Origin of the sequence: Hominimerdicola aceti (assembly GCF_025567495.1) — a bacterium.
GTDB classification, from domain to species: Bacteria; Bacillota; Clostridia; order Oscillospirales; family Ruminococcaceae; genus Hominimerdicola; species Hominimerdicola aceti.
The window spans coordinates 48,114-68,887 of record NZ_JAOQJZ010000002.1 but is presented as its reverse complement, the minus strand read 5'-3'; the positions used below and the strand labels follow the sequence as shown (position 1 = coordinate 68,887).

At 40.5% G+C, this 20,774-nt stretch carries 13 protein-coding genes; 1 reads left to right on the top strand and 12 read right to left on the bottom strand.

Annotated elements, in window-relative coordinates; genetic code table 11:
• Nucleotides 1–498: 498 nt before the first annotated feature.
• The 6 genes from OCV57_RS02430 to OCV57_RS02405 all read right to left on the bottom strand — a co-directional run bounded on the left by OCV57_RS02430 (nt 499) and on the right by OCV57_RS02405 (nt 10,679).
• On the bottom strand, nt 499–1,848 hold the full coding sequence (locus OCV57_RS02430; RefSeq protein ID WP_449555727.1) for an MATE family efflux transporter: 1,350 nt from the start codon (nt 1,846–1,848) through the stop codon (nt 499–501).
• Nucleotides 1,849–2,478: 630 nt separating this feature from the next.
• Nucleotides 2,479–3,966, bottom strand: a complete 1,488-nt coding sequence (locus OCV57_RS02425; protein WP_267300365.1) for a UDP-glucose--hexose-1-phosphate uridylyltransferase — start codon at nt 3,964–3,966, stop codon at nt 2,479–2,481.
• Between the two features lie 14 nt (nt 3,967–3,980).
• Nucleotides 3,981–4,964: a UDP-glucose 4-epimerase GalE gene (gene galE / locus OCV57_RS02420; protein WP_267300364.1), complete on the bottom strand. Its 984-nt coding sequence runs from the start codon at nt 4,962–4,964 to the stop codon at nt 3,981–3,983.
• A gap of 12 nt (nt 4,965–4,976) precedes the next feature.
• Complete coding sequence (locus OCV57_RS02415; protein ID WP_267300363.1) at nt 4,977–6,251, bottom strand: galactokinase; 1,275 nt, start codon at nt 6,249–6,251, stop codon at nt 4,977–4,979.
• A 15-nt stretch (nt 6,252–6,266) separates the two neighbouring features.
• Nucleotides 6,267–9,266 carry a beta-galactosidase, LacZ type gene (locus OCV57_RS02410; RefSeq protein ID WP_267300362.1) on the bottom strand — a complete coding sequence of 1,000 codons (3,000 nt, stop codon included), beginning with the start codon at nt 9,264–9,266 and terminating at the stop codon, nt 6,267–6,269.
• Nucleotides 9,267–9,281: 15 nt separating this feature from the next.
• Entirely contained in the window at nt 9,282–10,679 is a 1,398-nt protein-coding gene (locus tag OCV57_RS02405; RefSeq protein ID WP_267300361.1) for an MFS transporter, read from the bottom strand.
• Between the two features lie 341 nt (nt 10,680–11,020).
• On the opposite strand from OCV57_RS02405, the gene OCV57_RS02400 reads away from it, so the two are divergent.
• On the top strand, nt 11,021–11,887 hold the full coding sequence (locus OCV57_RS02400; RefSeq protein ID WP_022288341.1) for an AraC family transcriptional regulator: 867 nt from the start codon (nt 11,021–11,023) through the stop codon (nt 11,885–11,887).
• Nucleotides 11,888–12,165: 278 nt separating this feature from the next.
• Here the strand turns inward: OCV57_RS02400 and OCV57_RS02395 are convergent, their stop codons facing one another.
• From OCV57_RS02395 to OCV57_RS02370, 6 genes are all read right to left on the bottom strand, one after another.
• Entirely contained in the window at nt 12,166–14,097 is a 1,932-nt protein-coding gene (locus OCV57_RS02395; RefSeq protein ID WP_267300360.1) for an ATP-binding protein, read from the bottom strand.
• A 448-nt stretch (nt 14,098–14,545) separates the two neighbouring features.
• Nucleotides 14,546–15,301, bottom strand: coding sequence for an SRA domain-containing endonuclease (locus tag OCV57_RS02390; RefSeq protein WP_117958371.1), 756 nt, complete (start codon nt 15,299–15,301; stop codon nt 14,546–14,548).
• Between the two features lie 18 nt (nt 15,302–15,319).
• Entirely contained in the window at nt 15,320–15,463 is a 144-nt protein-coding gene (locus OCV57_RS02385; RefSeq protein ID WP_267300359.1) for a hypothetical protein, read from the bottom strand.
• Nucleotides 15,464–15,477: 14 nt separating this feature from the next.
• On the bottom strand, nt 15,478–17,544 hold the full coding sequence (gene brxL / locus OCV57_RS02380) for a protease Lon-related BREX system protein BrxL (RefSeq protein WP_117891996.1): 2,067 nt from the start codon (nt 17,542–17,544) through the stop codon (nt 15,478–15,480).
• 23 nt (nt 17,545–17,567) lie between these two features.
• Nucleotides 17,568–20,174, bottom strand: a complete 2,607-nt coding sequence (gene pglZ / locus OCV57_RS02375; protein WP_394804264.1) for a BREX-1 system phosphatase PglZ type A — start codon at nt 20,172–20,174, stop codon at nt 17,568–17,570.
• 12 nt (nt 20,175–20,186) lie between these two features.
• Nucleotides 20,187–20,765 (bottom strand): hypothetical protein, encoded by a 579-nt coding sequence (locus OCV57_RS02370; protein WP_267300358.1) that lies wholly within the window; start codon nt 20,763–20,765, stop codon nt 20,187–20,189.
• Nucleotides 20,766–20,774: the final 9 nt, after the last annotated feature.

The following is a 20,774-nucleotide window of genomic DNA, read 5'->3' as shown; positions in this document are numbered from 1 at the left end:
GCCATTACTATTTTCCTCCGTAAATTCCGATTTGTCAATTTCATTAAATATGAATTTTATCTTTCTCCAGTGGATACAGATATGTAATCGGATTCTGTGCCGACTGATTCAACTTCAATCTGGCTATCGACTTTCCAATGTAGAGCGATTCATTCTCATCCAACGGAAATCACTGCTCATATCTTTCATCCACAAAAAAAATAATCTATTTTCAGTTTTTGGTGTAAGAACAATATCCTGTCCTGGAAGTCTGTCCTTTGCCTCTATACATACAAACCACTCTGATGGCTTATATACTGCAACAATCAAAGAGTTGTAAACACCGAAAACATACTCAACCCTTATTGTACGAGGAAATGGTGGAACGCACCTTTTCCATTAAAATCTAGTGGTTCGAGCCTGTGATAACCTTGAATTGCTCTATAATTTGTATAGGCAAACAGGGTAAAGCTCTGTTCCTTAAACTTCATTTTTCATGTCATCCCTACAAACTGGAATTTAACTAATGGATGCCATTTTATCAGTCGGCCATGATCGCCTAAGAGCCACATAGGAGATTAAAAAGTTTGCAAGCCAGCCAACTGGTATCGCGAGCCAGACAAAGACAATGCCAAAACGTGGTGCACAGATCAGGGCAACGGACAGACGAATCGCAAGATTCACTATGTTTGCAACGAGGAACGGACGCATAATTCCGAGGCCGCGAAGAACTCCATCGGTTGCCATCTTGATACCCATGAATATGAAAAAGTAACCAAGCCACCTCATATAATCACCAGACACCTGATAGGCAAACGCCGTTCCGTCTTTTCCTAAGAACAGTGATGAGATCTGCGTATGCAGCGCTTCAATGGTCACTAACGCAATGACCGCAAAGCACAGATCCAGCACCAGTGCAACATGGTAGCCTTTTTTGATACGATCAATTTTCTTTGCACCAAGATTCTGGGAAACATACGGCGAAACCGCATTGCCGATGGATACAAAGATCAATGAAAAAACATTTTCCACCCTCATCGTTGCTGCATACCCGGCGAGTGCCTGTGTACCGAAAGGATTTACCACTGCCTGCACGATCATCATACCGATAGACACTGTGGACTGCTGCAAAACCGATGGTACCGCAATGCGAAGCATGGAATACAGCTCCTGCCGGTCGAACCTGCTAAAGGAGCTCTTGTATTGCCGCATCCGGGACAGAAAGATCAAAAACGAAAACACAGCTGAAATTCCCTGTGCAATCAGGGTTGCAATAGCCGCACCGAACACACCGAGACCTAGCCCGGCTACCATCCAAAGATCCATTAAAATATTCAGGATGGACGAAAAGATCAGCAGTCCTAGCGGAATTTTGGATTCGCCGATTGAAGTGAACATGGTAGAAAGAATGTTATACATAAACAGAAACGGAAAGCCCACAAAATAGACCCGCAGATACAGTACAGCATCATCCAGTATGTCGGCAGGGGTTTGCAGTCCACTCATCAACGAGTTGGCGAAGAAAAAGCCAAAAACACCAAGGACTATACTTAGAAGCAAAAAGCTAATCAAGGATGTTGACACGATTGTTTTCATTTTGCCATACTCCCTGGCTCCGAAATAACGGCTCACAAGCACACCGGCTCCGACACCGGCTCCCAGTGCCACACAAATGAACACATTGGTCAATGCTGCACATGCACCGACAGCTGCAAGTGCGGAAGAACCAACAAACTGGCCGACAATAACAGAGTCGGCCATATTGTATATTTGTTGAAAGAAACTTCCAATAATCATTGGCATTGCAAAAACCATCAACGCTTTGAAGGGCGTATCGGTTATCAAATACTCATCTTTCGACATTATCATATTCCTCCATGGTATCTTTGGTATCTTGTATCGTGATATCCCATTCACTTACCTTCTCAAATTCCGATTTGTCAATTTCGTTAAATATGAATTTTATCTTTCTCCAGTGGATACAGATATGTAATCGGATTCTGTGCCGACTGATTCAACTTCAATCCGGCTATCGACTTTCCAATGTAGAACGATTCATTCTCATCCAACGGAAATCCCTGCTCATATCTTTCATCCACAAAAAAATAATCTATTTTCAGTTTTTGGTGTAAGAAAAATATCCTGTCTTGGAAGTTTTACTACCCTATAAAATTACACTACTCTCAAACCTCAAATTTAAGATAATGACACTACTCATCAGTGCATTTTACATTAGGCAATAATTATATTATAGCATACAAATATAAAAAGTCAACAAAATTCAGATAGCGCACATATCCTTTGATAGTGTAGAATAGGTTTACAAAAATTGCCGAGAAATTGTACATAAATAATACAATCTACACTGAAGATATGTCAGAAGATAATTAGATTTCACTGGATGATGTGCTGAAATAAATTCTCAGCCTTGAATAATTGAATTAAATTAAAAATGAGCTACTGCACATAATGCAATAGCTCATTTTCGTATATTCCAAATCAACCTAATTGTTCTACAAATCTTGCAAATGCTTCTTTTCCTTGTTTATCTCTCTTAAATACTCCGGCATCTTCAAGTACCTGCTCAAAAACTCTGCCGACTTCATAACGAATAATCTCTATTGCATTATCAGCGTTAAAATCAGAATATTTTTTTAGAATTTCACTTGCCCAAATTGCATGAGATGCAATTTTATCATCTGTAGCAATCTCTTTGCTGGACAGCATTGCATCTTTTAAAAGTGTCAGTTCATCTGCTAAACGCGCCGGAAGAACAGCAAGTCCCATCACTTCAATCAATCCGATGTTTTCTTTTTTGATATGATGTAATGTAGGATTCGGATGGAACACACCTAACGGTCTTTCTTTCGTTGTAACATTGTTTCTCAATACCAAGTCGCATTCAAATCCAGAAGAAGTTGCTCTTGCAATTGGAGTAATTGTATTATGCAGAATTCCGTCTGTTTCTGCAAAAATTCCAACCACTTCATCCGTATATGCTCTCCATTTTGATAAAATATCAGCACATGCAGCTGCCAAAGCCGTCCTATTTTTTGAAGAAAGACGTATCACAGACATCGGCCATTTTACAATGCCGGCACTAACATTCATATAATTTTTCAAAAGAAATGTTCTTTCAATCGGTGCTTTTGCCATTGCAAAATTATAATTGCCGCCTTGAAAGTGCTCATGCGTTAGAATGGAGCCGCCTACAATAGGAAGGTCTGCATTTGAACCGATAAAATAGTGTGGAAATTGCTCAACAAAATCAAACAGTTTATTGAATACCTGTGCATTGATTGTCATAGGAATATGCTGTTTATTAAAGACGATGCAGTGTTCATTATAATATTCATAAGGAGAATACTGCATGAACCAATCTTGGCTGTTGATATTCAACTTTACCGGACGAAGATTTTGTCCTGCAGGGTGTGTCTGGTGACCTGCGAATCCCATATTTTCAACACAAAGCTGACATTGAGGATAGGTTGATTTTTTTTGCAATTTAGCAGCAGCAATATCACGAGGATCTTTCTCTGGCTTAGAACGGTTTATAGTAATGTCAAGTGTTCCATATTCTGATTCATATGTCCACTTTAAATCTTTCGCAATTCTTTCAGCACGAACATAGTTCAGGCTTTTACTAAAAGCATAATACCATTCTGTAGCTGCTGATGGCGAAGCAGAATATTTTCTTTGAAATGCGGCATTAACTTCTCTCGGCATAGGTGTGAAAACACCCATAACTCTTGTATCGAATAGATCACGTTGTACAGAAGTGTCTTCAATGATTTCTGCTTTTACTGCATAGTCGATCAGGGGTTCAAGAAGTTCTTCAATATTTCCCGTGAGTGGTTCTTTATCATTCCAGTCAGTCAGTTTTAGTATATCCATGAGCTGATTTCTAACAACGAAAATATCGTCATTTGTAATCAAATCAGCTTCTATTGCATGACGGATTAATCCGTTTATTGCACTGTATATCATGATAACACCTCTTTTCAAAAACCATCTGGATGATTCTTATGCCAATTCCATGCGTCAGATATAATTTCTTCAAGACCATCGTGTACAGGATTCCAGCCAAGAATTTTTCTTGCCTTTTCACTGGAAGCCACCAGTCGTGCAGGATCTCCGGCACGCTTTGGCGTTTCAATTGCAGGAATCGGGTGCCCTGTCACTTTTCTTGCTTTATCAATTACTTCTTTTACGGAATAGCCGACACCATTTCCAAGATTGAAAATATTGCTTTTGTTTCCGTTTTTCAAGTACTTTACAGCGAGAATATGTGCCTGAGCCAAATCGGTAACATGGATGTAGTCTCTGATACAAGTTCCATCAGGAGTATCATAATCTGTTCCATAGATGGAGATACTTTCTCTCTTTCCATTTGGGACTTGAAGAATCAAAGGAATCAAATGACTTTCCGGATTATGAGCCTCGCCGATTTTACCTGATTTGTCTGCTCCGCAAGCATTGAAATAGCGGAGAGAAACGTATCTTAGACCATGAGCTTTTGAAGTCCAATAGAACATCTTCTCCATAGCAAGTTTGGTTTCACCATATGGATTGGTTGGCTGTGTTCTGTCTGTTTCGAGAATCGGAATATTTTCCGGTTCACCATAGGTGGCAGCGGTTGAGGAAAATACAATTTTATCAATATGGTGTTCAACCATGGAATCCAAAAGAATTTTTGTTCCGCAGAGATTATTGTCGTAATACTTGAGTGGATTAACAACGCTTTCTCCAACAAGAGAATATGCTGCAAAGTGAATCACTGCATCTATCTGTTCGTTTTCAAAAATATTATCAAGAAACGCCTTGTCATGCAAATCACCCAGATAAAATTTCGCATCTTTCGGAACAGCTTCGATGTGTCCGGTTGCAAGATTGTCTGCAATAATAACGCTTTCTCCGGTGCGAATCAACTCTAAAGCTGTGTGAGAACCGATATATCCTGCACCGCCTAAAACAAGTATACTCATTATTCCCTCCTATTATTTGATTTCAATACCGCCAAACGGTCTGATCGTCATAATGTAGCACGAATTTTGTCCAAATATTCTGTCCATTTCCGATCTATATGCATTGACAAGATCATTTGGTACAAATGCCTGAACAGTCCCTGCGAAACCACCTCCGTGAACTCTTACAGCGCCATTGCCTTTTAATATTCGTTTCCCCGCCATAATTGCAAGTGGAATACCTTGTTCCGTTGGCTTTCTGCATGAGTATAAATTTTGCAGATAGTTCATGGAGGAATCTCCCGATTCGTTTACAAGCGTGAGAAAATCCTCAAATCTGTTGTTTTTGAGAGCTTCCGTTTCTGCCTTTGCACGATAATTGTCGCCAAAAAAGTGAATTGCACGCAAGACAGCTCTATCAGAAATCTTCTTTTTAACATCAGGAATATTATCCCAAAATTGATTTTCATCAACTTCACGAAGAACCTTTTTGCCGAAATATTCTGCAACTTCGTCCATTTCTGTACGAACGACTACATAATCATCTGTCAAATCAGAATGATCTCCTTTGGTGTCTGTGATGACCAATGCATAGCCGGTTTTTGAAAGGTCAAAATCAATTTTTTGGATACTTGGATTTTGAATGTTTTGAAAATCAAGAAAAACAAATCCACCAACGGAGCAAACCATCTGATCCATCAACCCGCTTTTCTTGCCAAAATAAAAGTTTTCTGCATATTGTCCGATTTTTGCGATTTCTACTGCACCAATCTGATTGTTATTGTAATAGCTGTCAATTGCCGTTGCAATCAATGTTTCAAATGCAGCAGAAGAAGAAATACCGCTTCCCGCAAGTACATTTGAAGTTGTATACATATCAAATCCGGAAATTTCTACACCTAAATCCTTAAAGCGAGCTGCAATCCCTCTGACAATTTCAGAAGAACCTTTTTCACCGATATGAATATCCAAATCGTCCAGTGAAACTGCAAATTCATCGTATCCCTCTGATTTAATTCTGATGATGTTTTCATCATGAAATGCTGCAACACCGATAACATCTAAGTCAACTGCTCCTGCAATGACACAGCCATGTTGATGATCGGTATGATTACCGCCGATTTCTGTTCTACCCGGAGCAGAATAAACGTGTATATCATTTCTATTCGGATACAGTGCTGTGAATTTCTCCACAGCACTCATATATCGTGATTTCTGACTTTCTATATCCTGTGGCTTATAAATATTTGCGAAGATATTATCAAATCCACCACAAGTAACATTGTCTTGAAAATCCTGTATTTTCATTGCTTCCCTTTCTTCTTACGATCTTAAGGGCATAATTATAAATTCCAATTTCATCGGCTGATCTGCATGGATCCTGTACTCCTCATGCACCGGTGCACCCCAGGAATCATCGCCGCCGACACCCATTTGCTTTGCAGCGATTCTGACCCATGTGTAGCGAACACTTGGAAGTTCATCCAGATGCATTGCATTTTCGAGTTCATAGGCACTGTATGGCAGTACGCTCATTTCAAACGGAGCAGATGCCTTTTGGAACGTCAGACCATGCTGCATATCATCATGGATTGAGAGCGTTCTTACACCGGTACGGTTGCCACATTCCTGCGGATTGAGATAGCCGGAAAGATTTTCTTTTGCCGTAGATTTCCACAATCCCAGTCTTGCTCCTTTGCATCGGTCGCTGTAATTTTCATCAGGGCCGAGTCCGTAATACTGAAAATTGCAAAGCTGTTTTTTCATCTTGAAGTCCAATGCAAGAACCGGCATATCGGACATACCGCTTACTCCTGCATAATTTACACTTACGCCCAGCTTTCCGTCAAAGTGTGCGGTATAGGTTACAGTAAACTCAAAAGTCGGAACACAGGCAGCCTGATATGTGAATGTGATTTTCAAAGCATCTTCCTGTTCCAGCCATGAAACGGTTTTATACTTTGCAAATTTGCCTGCGACATACCACTGTGCAAGATTGTACGGCTCGGAAGCACCAGTGTCATTGTCCGTCATTGCTCTCCAGAAGCTGACCTTTGGTGTGCGTGTGATATATTCAAAATCATTGTATTTCAGAGAACTGATGCCGCCCTCTTTCTTGTCGAACATCATGGAGAAGTTTTCTCCGTGAACACCAATGATAACATCGCCGTATACAATCGTTGGCTTTTGCAATATGGTTTCCGGAATCTGATTATCCTTCACTTCAAACACTTCCTGAGCAAAGGCAATTTCGTGCCCTGCATCTGCCCATAGTGTCTGATCTGCGGTAACGGCAGAAATATGATAAACATATTCTCCTGCACTGTCTATTTTGTGAAGTGTCAGTTTCAGTGTCTTGCTTTCTCCGGCAGGAACATTCAGAGAAAATGTATCGGATTTCAGAACAACGCCGTTCTTTTCCAATCGTACAACAAAGGACAAGTTATTTGTATCTGCAAAGAGATTTCGGTTTTCTACGGTAAGCATTCCGTTTTGAATAGACATTCTGATGTTGGAGTAAAGAGCCTTCATTTCCTGAACCTTTGGAGAGTAGGTTCTGTCAGCATAGATCACACCGTTGGTGCAGAATCCGTAATCGCTTGGTCTGTCCTCAAAATCTCCGCCATAAGCCAGAACTGTTTCCCCGTCGTCATTTTGGGTTTCGATTGCCTGATCGATGTAGTCCCAGATGAAACCACCCTGATAAGCCTCATATTTGTCCTCAAGGTCAGTGTAAAGGCTCAAACCACCAAGAGAATTGCCCATAGCGTGCATATACTCACAGCTGATATACGGTCTGCCTGTATTCTGCTTCAGATATTCTTCCACTTCCTGTGGTTTTGCGTACATACGGCTTTCCATATCCGTGATAGAATCATACTGATGATTCGGAACTCTTGTAACGCCCTCATAGTGCACCAGTCTTGTCGGGTCTACACTTCTGAAATATTCCGACATTGCAGCAATATCTTCTCCGCAGTAGGATTCGTTTCCGCAAGACCAGATGAGAACACTTGCGTGATTCTTGTCACGTTCATACATCGATTTCGCTCTGTCCAGTACAGCTTCTTTCCATTCCGGAAGTGAACCCGGTACATTCCAAGACGGATCTGTTGCACCAAGCTTCTGCCATGTACCGTGTGTTTCCAGATTGGTTTCATCAATCAGATAAATGCCGTATGCATCACAAAGCTGATACCAAAGAGAATTGTTCGGATAATGACAGGTACGAACTGCATTGATATTGTTTTTCTTCATGAACTGGATGTCAAACAGCATATCTTCCTTTGTGATTGCTCTGCCTGTTTTCGCATCAAATTCGTGTCGATTGATACCCTTGAAAATAATACGTTTTCCGTTTAAACACATGATTCCGTTTTTCAGTTCAAATCGGCGGAATCCGACTTTGGTTCTGCTGACCTCGATTTCATTTCCGCTTTCGTCTGTCAGAATCACTGTAAACGTGTAGAGATTCGGTATTTCGGCACTCCAAGGCTTGCTATTTTCAATTGTCCAGTTTACGGATTCCTTTTCATTGGATTGTGCAATGACCGTTCCATTTTCATCTGTCAAGATCGATTTCACAGAACACTTGCCCACAATATCCAGCGTTGCAGAGAAGATACCGTTTGTACCGTCATAATCTGCAATCACTTTCATATCACGAACATGGGCAGACGGTGCCGCATAAAGGAATACGTCACGGAAAATGCCGGAGAATCTCCAGAAATCCTGATCTTCCAGCCAGCTTGCAGAACTTCTTTTGAACACTGCAACAGCAAGTTTGTTGTCCTTTTCACGGATATATGGTGTCAGTTCAAATTCAGACGGTGTAAAAGAATCCTCGCTGTAGCCGATAAATTCGCCGTTCAGCCAGACATACATAGCAGTTTCCACACCCTGAAAAGAAATGAATACACGTTTATTTTTCAGAGCATCGTTCAAATCAAAATATCTGACGTAGCTGCCGACAGGGTTGTCCATTTCAGAGATAAACGGAGGACGGAGATGCTCCTGTCCCTCCCAAGGATAAATAGTATTGACGTACTGCGGTTTGCCGTATCCCTGCAATTCCATGTGTCCCGGAACCTGAATGTTGTCAAAATTTTCAGTGCTGTCGCTTTCTTCATAGAACTTTTGCTGCCATTCAGATGGATTCTTTGCCCACGCAAATTTCCAGGTGCCGTTCAGATTTTGAATCAGAGAGGAATTGTCTGCATCGGCTTCCAAATGGTTTGCATAGATTCTGTGGTCGGAATGTGCTGCGATTCTGTTGACTGCAAACACTTCCGGATCGGTCAGCCAGTCGAGTGTATATTTCATATTGTTCCCTCCATTTTAGTTCTGTGATTCCATCACAACTTCATTTTCGGATATTCCAAGTTTTTCTTTGATTTCCGCATTTGCCTTTTCAACATTCATCTTAGAAAGAATAAATGTGATGATCAGATCCAGTGCAAACGGAACGATCAGATACATAATGTGAAGCATATTGATAGCAGAATCAGGCTGTACTGTCAAAGTGCCCTTGAATCCGCTAAAGTCGAGCAAAAGACCGACAATTGCTGTTCCAAGTCCACCACCAATTTTCACACCAAGTGATGTGCAGGAGTACATAATTCCATCAACGTGCTTGTGTTTGGTAAGCCAGCTATATTCAGAGCATGATGCGATGACTGCATTCATATCACCTTGCCATGGACCTTGACCGAGTGCTGCAAGTGCTGTAAATGCAAGCATCAGCGGAATGTTTCCCATGTATCCGGCAACTGCTACCAGAAGTCTGCCAACTGTTGCTACCATGTAGCTGTATTTGTTCAGCTTATACATTCCGTTCCATTTTTGTACGATGGTAGGAGTGAAGATCAAGGCGATAATCAAAGGAATATTGATAAACCACGCAAACGTGCCGAACATATTCTCATCTGCGAGAACATATTTTGCATAGTATGTTCCAACACCGATCATCGCACCATAGAACTGCTGCAAAATGTAGGTTACTGTGATCATCACATAATATTTGTTGTGTACGAGAATTTTGAATGCTTCTCCAAAACTGTATTTGGTTTCTTCTGTTTTTGTTTCACTGTCTGCAAGTTCCTCATCAGAAAGTTCTTTTACAGAAAGAGCGGAAATTGTATTTACAATAAGACCGATAACCGCATAAATAATTGCGACTGTTCTCCAGCCATTTGCACCACCGCCCATTGCTTCAACAAATTGGAATGTAACAGCCTGAATCAGGAGGCTTGTTCCAAATGCGAAGATAAAGCGATAAGAACCCATCTGAACTCTTTCCTTGCTGTTCTTTGTAACAAGAGCGGTCAGAGCAGAATATGCGATGTTGTTTGCCGTATAAAATACACTGTTAAGAAGTGTGTAGCAGATAAAGAACCATGCGTACTGAGCAAAATCATCCATGTTCATCGGGATTGCAAATACACCAATCAAGGTAATTGCACAGCCGATAAAACCATAAAGCATCCACGGTTTTGCCTTGCCCATTTTCGTATGTGTCTTATCAATCAACGTACCAAAAATGATGTCTGTTATTCCATCAAAAATCTTCGATACAGCAATGAGAACGCCAATAACACCTGCGTTTAATCCAATCGTGTCGGTAAGATAGATCATTACGAATGATGTCAGCAATGCATAGACAACGTTCCCTGCAACATCGCCGGAACCATAACCGACTTTGTTATACCACTTTAAGTATGTTTTTTCTTTGCTCATAATAGAGCTCCTTTCATTGTTTGTATGCCACATGGACAGAATTTTTCCATAATGAATGATACGAACTGCTTTTCATCTTGCAAAAACGAAATAATGCCATCGTCAGAATAGATGATTATTTTTTTGAGCATAAAGAATTTTTACTGAATTCAACATGAAATTACAATGAAAGACGTCTTTTTTTTAATTCTTTCCTCTCATTTCTTAACTCTATTATATCACACAAAACGGCTTAAAAAATACACAAAGTTATAAAATATATGCACAAAGTTTAGGATTTTTCTTGTAATAAGTGATCAGGTGTGATATACTATAGTCATAGAAGCAAGGAGGTGCTTTTTATGTTTATGAATGTTGCCTATTTAAACAACTCTACATCTACTGTAGTGGATAATACGAAACCTTTGATTGTAACAAGCTGTGGAAATTATCGTGTGAAAAATCGTTCTGAAGTAGTAACACATCGTCCTAAGGGAAGAAAAGATTATCAGCTTTTATATATTGCCTCCGGAAAAGGACATTTTTTCATTCACGGAGAAGAAAAAACGGTTTCAGCCGGAAATATTATTATATATTTGCCGGATCAACCACAGGAATATGTTTATTATCGTGCAGATCAAACCGATGTTTATTGGGTGCATTTTACCGGAAATGAAGTAGAAGAAATTTTAAAGTATTACAATATCAACCTGAAAAATAATATTCTCTATATTGGAACATCTCCCGATTATCAGTGGTTATTTGGTCAGATGATTCAGGAATTGCAGCTTTGCAGACCACGGTATGATGAATTGATTTCTTTGCAGCTGCGAAATATTTTTGTTTTGATAAGCCGTGCAATCATGAGTGCAAAGAAATTCAGCAGCACCAGTGAAAAAGAAGTTGCTTTTGCGATGCACTATTTTCGTAAGAATTACAACACAGAAATCAGCATTGAGGAGTACTCCGAATCCAGAGGGCTTAGTAACTGTTGGTTTATTCAGTGCTTTAAAGAAATCACAGGTTCCAGTCCGCTGCAATATATCTTAAAGCTGCGAATCTCCAACGCACAAAATTTGTTAGAAAATACGGACTACACCATTACTGAAATTGCAAATATGGTTGGATACACCAATTCGCTTTATTTCAGCAGACTGTTTCATAAATACATTGGTATGTCACCAAAAGAATATCGAAAAGTAAAACTCAAAGAAAATCTCAGGGAGTAAAAAACAAAACTCGTTTGGCTAAAACTAAACCAAACGAGTTTTGTTGATTTTTGATAAGAAATAAGGAATGGCTACATTACCAAACACGTCTGAATTGCAATCTTCTCAGCCTGCAGCTAGAAGAGATTTTCAAGCTGCCAAACCTTAACAGTATCAGCATTTTTCATCGCAAGTGCATATTCAGGATCAGTAGCACGCATTTTGTTCCAGATCTTCCGTAATCAGCAGAGAAGATTTTGAAAAGGTACAGGAAAATCAGAATTAACTTCTTTGTTTTCCTAATAATGTTTAATATATTTAGTGATAGTATCGATTAATTCCTCCATGTTAATCGGCTTGGAAATATGGTCATTCATGCCTGAATCCAGGGATTCCTGAATATCATCTATAAAAGCATTTGCAGACAAAGCTATAATTGGAATCGTAACTGCATCGGACCGCTCTATACCCAAGGCTCGAATGGCTTTTGCTGCTTGGTGTCCATCCATGTTTGGCATCATAATATCCATCAAAATAAGATCATATGTGCCTCGTGGATGATTTTTAAACAAATCCACAACTTCTTTTCCGTCTGATGCGCGTGTTACGGTTATACCAGCATCTTCCAGTAACATCGTAGCAAGTTCAGCATTTAGATCATTATCCTCAGCCATAAGAACATGAATACCCGTCAAATCTCTATGTAAATGTTGTTTTTGTTCTGATTGAATAACCTGTTCTGACAACTCCAGTGGGATCTCCACTGTGAATGTAGAACCTACACCTTTTTTGCTCTCAACAGCAATCGAACCGCCCATCATATCCACATATTTTTTTGTGATGGCCATACCAAGACCGGTTCCCTTATATTGAGTTCTGGCATTAGCATCATCTTCTTGTGAAAACGGATCGAATAATTTTTTCTGGAACTCTTCGCTCATGCCAATACCGTTATCTCGAACAACATAACGAGTTATGATATGTTTCTCATCCGCTCCTGGGTAACTGCTGATATCCAAAGTGATCTTTCCGCCGTCCTTTGTGAATTTCACAGCATTGCCAAGAAGATTCACCAAAACTTCTCGGATACGCGCAACATCTGCAAGGACATATGGGTTCTTTGGGATTTCTCGATGTACTTCAAACTTAAGATCTCGATTATAAAGGAGTCCATTCATAATCGCCTGGACGTTATCTGTCAATTGAGTAATGTCCACTGGCTCGGGCGAAATAGTAACTTTTCCACTTTCAATGCGAGTAAAATCCAGAACGTCATTCAACAAAGAGAGAAGATGATTCGAACTTTTTTGAACTTTCTCCAAGCTATCATGAATATCTGAAACCGTGTTCTGGTGAAGCGCAATGTTTGTAAATCCAATAATGGCATTCATCGGCGTTCTGATGTCATGGCTAATACTAAGCAAAAACGCAGATTTTGCTTTGTTGGCAGCATCTGCTTCCTCAGCGGCGGTCATTAATAATTGTTTTTGTTTTTGCTCTTCTGCCTTGCTTTTCTGGTAAACATAATAGGTATATAGACAAATTAGAAGCAATACAGCTCCTGCGACTAAACCGCAGATAATGGAAATATGATTCGTCTCTTCAACCATTCCATAAGCTGATTGCATATCCATTTCAATGCAAAATGCGCCAATGATTTCTCCTGTCCCATCATGATTTGCTCTTACAGGATAGCAAGCCGTAAAAATCGGACCCCATGTTGTATCAATGATATCCTGAGAGTACACATTCTCCCCAGAAATAGCCCTATCAATATACGGAATCATTTCTTCCTCAATATAATCTCCAGGGTGTCTTACATCATCCGCATCCGAATCCAAACCGTCTACCACATAAACGAGTTTTCCTTCTTCATTTTTTGTAGCGGTGTAAATATATCGAGTAGAATTCAGTGTTCTGATTTCATTGAAATATGAAGAAATATCCTTATATAATTGCTTCGTTTCATCAGATTGATCTTTGATTTGATCAAAATCTTCTTTGCCGATTTTTCCATCCACGAGTTTGTGCACTGCATCTGCACTCGCTGTGTCACGTATGATTTCTGTTTCAAGGGCGGTCTTAGTGTAAGAACTTTGCAGAATAAATGTGTACAACGCTATTACAAAAATCGTCAAAAGCCCCGCAATCACAAAGATACTGCCTGTATTCTTCAGCCTAAGGAGTTTTTTTAAATTAATTTCTTCTTTTATTTTCTTCATGCTGCTCATTCACATCCTCTAAATCCCAATTTATCGTTCATCCATAACCTCTATAATTTCATCTACAAAAACAATATGTGGTTGCCAGCCTTTTTCATTTTCCAAAAATCATCCCAAAATGCCTGACATCTAATCCACTGTCTCAAATTGTGACATCAACCCGATAGCAATATATTTTCCAATATATTTTTTTACAAGAAACAGTATTATTGTAATCAAATAAATCAAAAAGAATATACCATCTTCTTTATATGACCTTGTAACTAAACATTTGTTTTCAAAATACAAACCTATCATATCAAGAAAAAACCATAATAATAATGCAATCTGTGCAACAATACAATATCTTTTCCTCTTTTACACAACCTCTTCAAATTCCGATTTGTCAATTTCGTTTAATTATCCTTATGAATTACTGCTGCTACAACTTTTACTGTTTTATTCGCTAAATTTCTTTCTATATAAATTGCAGGAGATTGTTTTTCATACAAACTTCATATCCTAATTTCTTCTCGCCGACCTTATCAAAATTGGCGACAATATTAGTCCCTTCGATAGCTGTAATGACTCCTGGTCCAAAGGACTTATGCTTTACCTTGCTTCCTACAATATCAGCAGATACCACCACTGGCGGCTTTGGCTGCGGCTTCGGAATAACATGCGGAACGTAAGCCGGTTTACTTTTACCTTTTCTCTTTTTCTCAGCAAGGACCTTCATATACTGGGCATCGACATCCCCACCTCTATTCTTAAAGTCCTCCATATCTTTAAAAACGAACATCGGCGGCTTCTTTACGTCATTGTCCGGAACCGGCCTGATAGGGAATATCCATACTTTTCTCGGATTTCCATCCTCGCCAGGTTGTGTCTCAGTATACGGCTCGTCAACAAGCTCTATCAGTCCACAGTAAACGTATTCACCTTCATCAATAACTTCAAAGAGATGTACATCTACGCCGTTGTGTCCACATCCGGCAAGCGTGGCATTCTGAGCCCAGTTAATATCCTGATCTCCGTTTTTGCCCATACCAGTATAGTGGAGAACTCCTCCGATCCATTTGTCGTGATAGATACCCTTTGTGTAGTCTGATACGATCACCAGCGTATCCGTCGTCTTTGACCGGCGCATGCCTCCCATATTCCCACACTTAAATTTTTCAACGATATCGCTATTTTTCAGCGTTTCACCAATTTTTAATCCAGGATCAAACAAATATACGGCCTCCATTTACTATTTTATTCCACTATCACGGTTAGCCTGAATCAAACTCAGATTACCCATGTCCTTCCAGCCAATAGCTATAACATCCTGATGCAGAAATAAATTGTCGTCTTTTGTATGGATACCCCATATTCTTTTTTCTTCGCTATGCATATTTCTGCACCTCCTTACTCTACACCCAGTGCTTTAAAAACTGCGTCCTCCGCACTGCTATAGAAAATCAAATTAAAACTTCCAATCAGATCTGCTGGTACAGTTCCAAGCTCTGCTGCCGATGTAATTGGCAGAAGTACTCTCTTTGCACCACTGTCCAAACATACCTGCAATGAATTTGCCAGCTCATCTACTTTCATCATGGTTCCGCTGATACTAATTTCACCAAGTACAGCAAGGCTACTGAGTGTTGGTTTACCAAGTGCAATGGAACACATCGCAATCAATGTAGGAAGGGCTAGCTTTCCTGTCATGCCAATGCCCTGCAAATCCTGATAATTAATAATATAGTCTTTCGTTGTAGTACTTATAGAACCACTGATACGGTTTCCATTTGCTTTCAAGAAGTTGAAAGCTGTATTTGTGGATTCTTTTGCATCACGGTCACTACCAATACCTGTTCTCTCAAACTTCCCATTACCCGGAAGCATCTGACTCTCTAAGCGAAATACACCAAGCATGCCACTCTTGCCTTGAGAAACAGTATAAATCTGTCCCGGATTACACATTCCTTCTGGGATGAGCTTACCACCACCTTGCTCAGGAACAGAAACATAATGTTCTTCAAAGGTCTCATTATCTATGTAGGAGAAGTTTACATCATAGAACTCCATGCCTCCCAGCTTCTTCAGCTGCTCCTTAACACGGCGACGCATCTCCAATGAAATCTGGAGAACTTCTTCTACCTCTTCTTTTGTAAAGCTTCCATCCGGATAGAGAAGCTTCAGATATCCATCTGCCATTCTACGCACAGCAATAGTATCTCTCTGGTTGAGATTCTTGCCGAGACGGAAATAATGGTCGATAGCATCACCGTACTGCTCTTTACGCAGCTCACGAATGAACTCTGCAAGATAGTCGCTAATGAATCCATAATCATTTGTAAAATGCTCCGGACGAAACTTCGGAATTTCCCATCCCGGCAGATAGCAATGCATACGGTCAAGAAATGCAGTATCTGTTCCAATCTCTGAAGGAAACGGGTCAAATAGACTCGAAGTCTTCAGAAGTACATCTACGCTCTGATTGATATTACCAATAAACACCATAGAAGCGGATGCTGCCTTTTCTTCCTTGCCTCGTGCAAAGGAACCAGATGCCATGTAATCTTTCATAATCTGCACGCCATCTTTATCCTTGAAACGAATGCCTGCAACTTCATCAAAAGCTACGCAATCCCATAATCCAACCAAGCCCACAGTCTTACGGCCCATGTTATAAAACAGGTTTGCTACTGTAGTTTGGCCACCGGATACAAGGATACTGTTCGGAGAAATCTCCTTATAAAGATGCGACTTACCAGTGCTTCGAGGACCCAACTCACAAAGGTTGAAGTTGTTCTCAACCAGCGGGATCATACGAGTCAAAAGAAGCCACTTCTCACGATAAGTCAATTCGTCTGGCTCCATACCAATCGAACGCAGCATAACATCCAACCATTCTTCCTTGGTGAAGGCCTGCCGTCCCTGCTTCAACTCTTCTATATCAATGTGCGGCATCTGAATCGGTGTCAGCTTTGTAATACGAATTGGAGTACCATTCTTCTTTTCTTCTTCAACGTACTCGTAACTGAGCTGAACAATACACCAGATACCCCCACAAAGCAGGCGATCATATTTCTCCGGATATTCGTCAGCAATAGGTATTCCTCTGATGCCCAGATTAGAAAAATCAGCCTGATAGATATTTTCTCTCATGTTAAGATTCACTGTTATCATATCAATGACTGTATGACTACCACGACTACGAAGTCTTGACAAAATCTTCTGCGCTTCATCCGGTCTTACAAAGTTATCGGCAAGGATACGCTTTACATTCTGCACACCCTGCTCGATAACCTCCTCATCATCTGAACTGCAATATTGCCCCAGCAGGAACTCAAGGACATAAACTGGCACATTTGCACCTTCCTTGATTTTCTTAGTCAGATCCTTTCGGACAATCTTACCATCAAAGTTTTGACGCAGTTTGTCCTTTATAATTTCACGAGAGCTTGCGCCCACTTCAAGATTGTCACTCATTACTGCTCCTTCCGAGCAAGCCCTTAGCTGAAGAAATTAAACTCATCTACCGCAAATGCGATATCAATCTGGAACTCTTCTTTTTGTGGCATCTGCAGACCTGTTTCATCTGCGATGACTAAGTAGTAGCTTGCTCTATTATCATATTTCAGTGATTTCAGATTAAAGCTGCAGCGGAATGTTCGCTCCTGTCCATTGTCACTGGTCTTATCTGCGATAATCTTTGTTGTATCACTGATCTGTTTTCCATTAGAATCGACAAAGTACAACAAATAGTTTGCTGCGCTGCGGTTATCGCCAACCGCATCCTTCTGATAGAAGTTCAACGAGAATATCATATTGCTGATTTTACGGCTTGCAGAAAGAAGTCCTACTTCTACCGGCTTCGTGTCATACTTGGCCTTATTGCGCTGATAAGCCTTGGAATCATTACGAAGGTAATGATATTCAATGACCGGAACAACCATCTCCTGAAGGCTGATGCCACCATGCACGAAATTGAGTCCTCCGCCTTTCTTCTTGATACGGACGCTTTCTCTCGGTGAAAATGCATCATAACCATCATCCATAAACTTTACTGGAAGCAAATAATCCGGAGTTGCTCCATTACGGGTAATCAGATAACGACGGTCAATTTCCACATCCTGCTCACTCGGTGTTGTTTTATCCACCTTGGAATCCTCAGACAGAGGACTATATGTGTAAAGGAATCCGTGGTCGGCGGTAATATACACACGAGTACCACTGAACTCATTACGGATAATTCTCACAATATTTTTGATTTCTTCAATTGCATCATCGCATGCCGGGAATACCATGCTGTCAGAAGTATGACTTGCCTCATCCACCTTATCGTGATAGATATAAACGACATCCATGCCCTTAACCAATGCACTTCTTTCCGCACGCCTCATCGGTGCAATATCTTTATATTTCAAGGCTACGCTATTGCTGTTTGTAGCCTTAAGAACTTTATCGCGATTGCCTGCGTCCGTAGACATTCCGTCTGCCAGAATCTGCAGGTCACCGTTACTGCGCTCATTGATGGACAATTGCTTGTGTGGAAGCAATGCAGCCATACCAAACTTTGTGACGGTCGGGAAAATACCTGCACAAGAGCCAAGAGAAACCTTGCTCTGCGTTTCACGACGAAGCTGCTCTGCCAGAGATGCTGCCACTTCATAACGGAAAGCATCTGATATGATGACAAATACACGATTATCTTCGTTCTTTACCTTTTGGTTATAGAAATCCACCTGCTGTGGCACTAACAAAATGCGACCATACTGAGCCAGTTCATCTGCGCATGCATCAGACCAATTATTACCCAACTCACCAAGGAACCAATGTGTATAAAGGCCTTCCACCTTATCAGTCACCTGCTTGAAAAGATCATCCAGATGGTCGTTGCCCACTGTCAGGCTCTTTCCAAACGCTAAGTGATAGTGACGATAATAGGTATCCATACGGTAGTAATCTTCTGTGTACTCTTTCCAGATATTTCTTGCCTCCACAGTATGGAATCCTGCAGAGTGTTCCAAGAAGAACGCCTGCATTTTTGCTACCTGAAGAATACCTTCATAGTAGCATTCCACATCATCGTACCACGCCAGCGTTCGACGTTTCTCGACCGTGTTTATGATCATATCTACATTGATTATATGATTGCTGATTTCAGTCATAATCTGAGTCAGAATGCATTCATTCACACAAGGAAATACCTCTGTGCCCACCAAATCATCCAATGGCACCTGCTTAAAGCGCTTTCTAAGAATAAGCTCTTCTTCTACGTTTCGCAGAATTTCGACAAGATCCTGTCTATTCTCTCCTACAATCCATTCAGATACGAAGTCATAGCACCAAGCCTGATGTGGTGTGGAAATGAAGCCATCGAGTCCTGCCAAATACTCCATACGAAGTGTTCTGGTCGTTGCTGTAAGCAAGATATGCGTTACTAGCTTGTTAATTGTAGAACTTTCGCCCTCAAAATATCCGGTAGCCTGCTTTACAAGTGCCCAGAACGGGGCTTCAGCTCCATAGTTTACAAGGCTCTGGAATACCTCGTTGGTTTTCATATCGGTTCCACCACTAATGACAGCTTTTACAATACTGTTAGGCTGTGCATTATCGGTACCACAAATAGCCGCCATAACAGTAAGATGCATCTGCGATGGTGTGCTGATGCCTTTATTCAGTTTTGCGAATGTTGCTCTTCTGTTCTGTGCTCCGAAGAATTTCTTATAGACCTTAACAAGTCTGCGGAAATCAGGCGTTGCTGGAAGGTCAATCTCATTCATCCAGATAGACACCAAATCAGCTCTGAACTCTTCACTGTAAAGCTCGATATTCAAAAGCCAGTCATCTTCCTGCGACTCATAAGAGATCGGACTGTAAACCAGATAATTGCTGGTGGTGTCATCTACATTCAACAGTTTCTTGGCTGCAAAATTGTTAGTACCCGTAAGCACCAGCAGCTTTGCATTATCCACCTGAATATCATCCAGCTTGTCCTCAAACTCTCTATCTTCGTCATACCAGAAGATGATACGACGCTTATAAAATTCCGGCAGTGGTGCAGCAAATCGCTTATTCAAATCTCGGATTATTGTATCTAAATCCATACTGGCCATGCTGACACCTCCTTATCCAGTGTTTAAAGTTCCCAACAATGACAATATACCTGATGCAATCAAACTACCTGCTGCTCCCGTAGCAAGTTCTTTAATTACCCGAAGTGACTTCTTTATAAGGTTTTCGTCTTCTTTGTCTTGAGCTGCTTTTATAGTTTCTTCAACAACAGCCTTGACATTATCAGTGTTTTCTCCAAATGTTTCTTGAAACTTTGGAAAATCAAAATAACCTTTGATTTCCTCCAATACCTTCAGTGTTTGAGCGTAATCAAGTCCTATGGTATTGGTCATGTTTTGCGATGTACCTGTAGAATTCTGTTGTATCTGAATTCCAGTTGCATTGTCTCCAATGACAATAGTTGCGCCTTTTTCACCTGCTTCTTTTAACGCTGAGATAAGCTCGTTATGCCTGCGAAGTTCTTCCGCATCACGTTCTTCTCTAGCACGTGTTAAGTCTACAGTTATTTGTTGTGTTCTCTTATTCATGTCATCAATTGCACTTTGAGCAATCGTATATCGTGGAGGCTCAAAATTCACTTTTGATACATCAAACTGTAGTCCTTTCAGCTTTTCTAAATCTACTCCTGACATAAATCCTCC

Bases quoted from the DNA above. Each gene is read 5' to 3' on its own strand.
- OCV57_RS02430 (WP_449555727.1), bottom strand. From the start codon at position 1,848: ATGATAATGTCGAAAGATGAGTATTTGATAACCGATACGCCCTTCAAA.
- OCV57_RS02425 (WP_267300365.1), bottom strand. From the start codon at position 3,966: ATGATATACAGTGCAATAAACGGATTAATCCGTCATGCAATAGAAGCT.
- galE (WP_267300364.1), bottom strand. From the start codon at position 4,964: ATGAGTATACTTGTTTTAGGCGGTGCAGGATATATCGGTTCTCACACA.
- OCV57_RS02415 (WP_267300363.1), bottom strand. From the start codon at position 6,251: ATGAAAATACAGGATTTTCAAGACAATGTTACTTGTGGTGGATTTGAT.
- OCV57_RS02410 (WP_267300362.1), bottom strand. From the start codon at position 9,266: ATGAAATATACACTCGACTGGCTGACCGATCCGGAAGTGTTTGCAGTC.
- OCV57_RS02405 (WP_267300361.1), bottom strand. From the start codon at position 10,679: ATGAGCAAAGAAAAAACATACTTAAAGTGGTATAACAAAGTCGGTTAT.
- OCV57_RS02400 (WP_022288341.1), top strand. From the start codon at position 11,021: ATGTTTATGAATGTTGCCTATTTAAACAACTCTACATCTACTGTAGTG.
- OCV57_RS02395 (WP_267300360.1), bottom strand. From the start codon at position 14,097: ATGAGCAGCATGAAGAAAATAAAAGAAGAAATTAATTTAAAAAAACTC.
- OCV57_RS02385 (WP_267300359.1), bottom strand. From the start codon at position 15,463: ATGCATAGCGAAGAAAAAAGAATATGGGGTATCCATACAAAAGACGAC.
- brxL (WP_117891996.1), bottom strand. From the start codon at position 17,544: ATGAGTGACAATCTTGAAGTGGGCGCAAGCTCTCGTGAAATTATAAAG.
- pglZ (WP_394804264.1), bottom strand. From the start codon at position 20,174: ATGGCCAGTATGGATTTAGATACAATAATCCGAGATTTGAATAAGCGA.
- OCV57_RS02370 (WP_267300358.1), bottom strand. From the start codon at position 20,765: ATGTCAGGAGTAGATTTAGAAAAGCTGAAAGGACTACAGTTTGATGTA.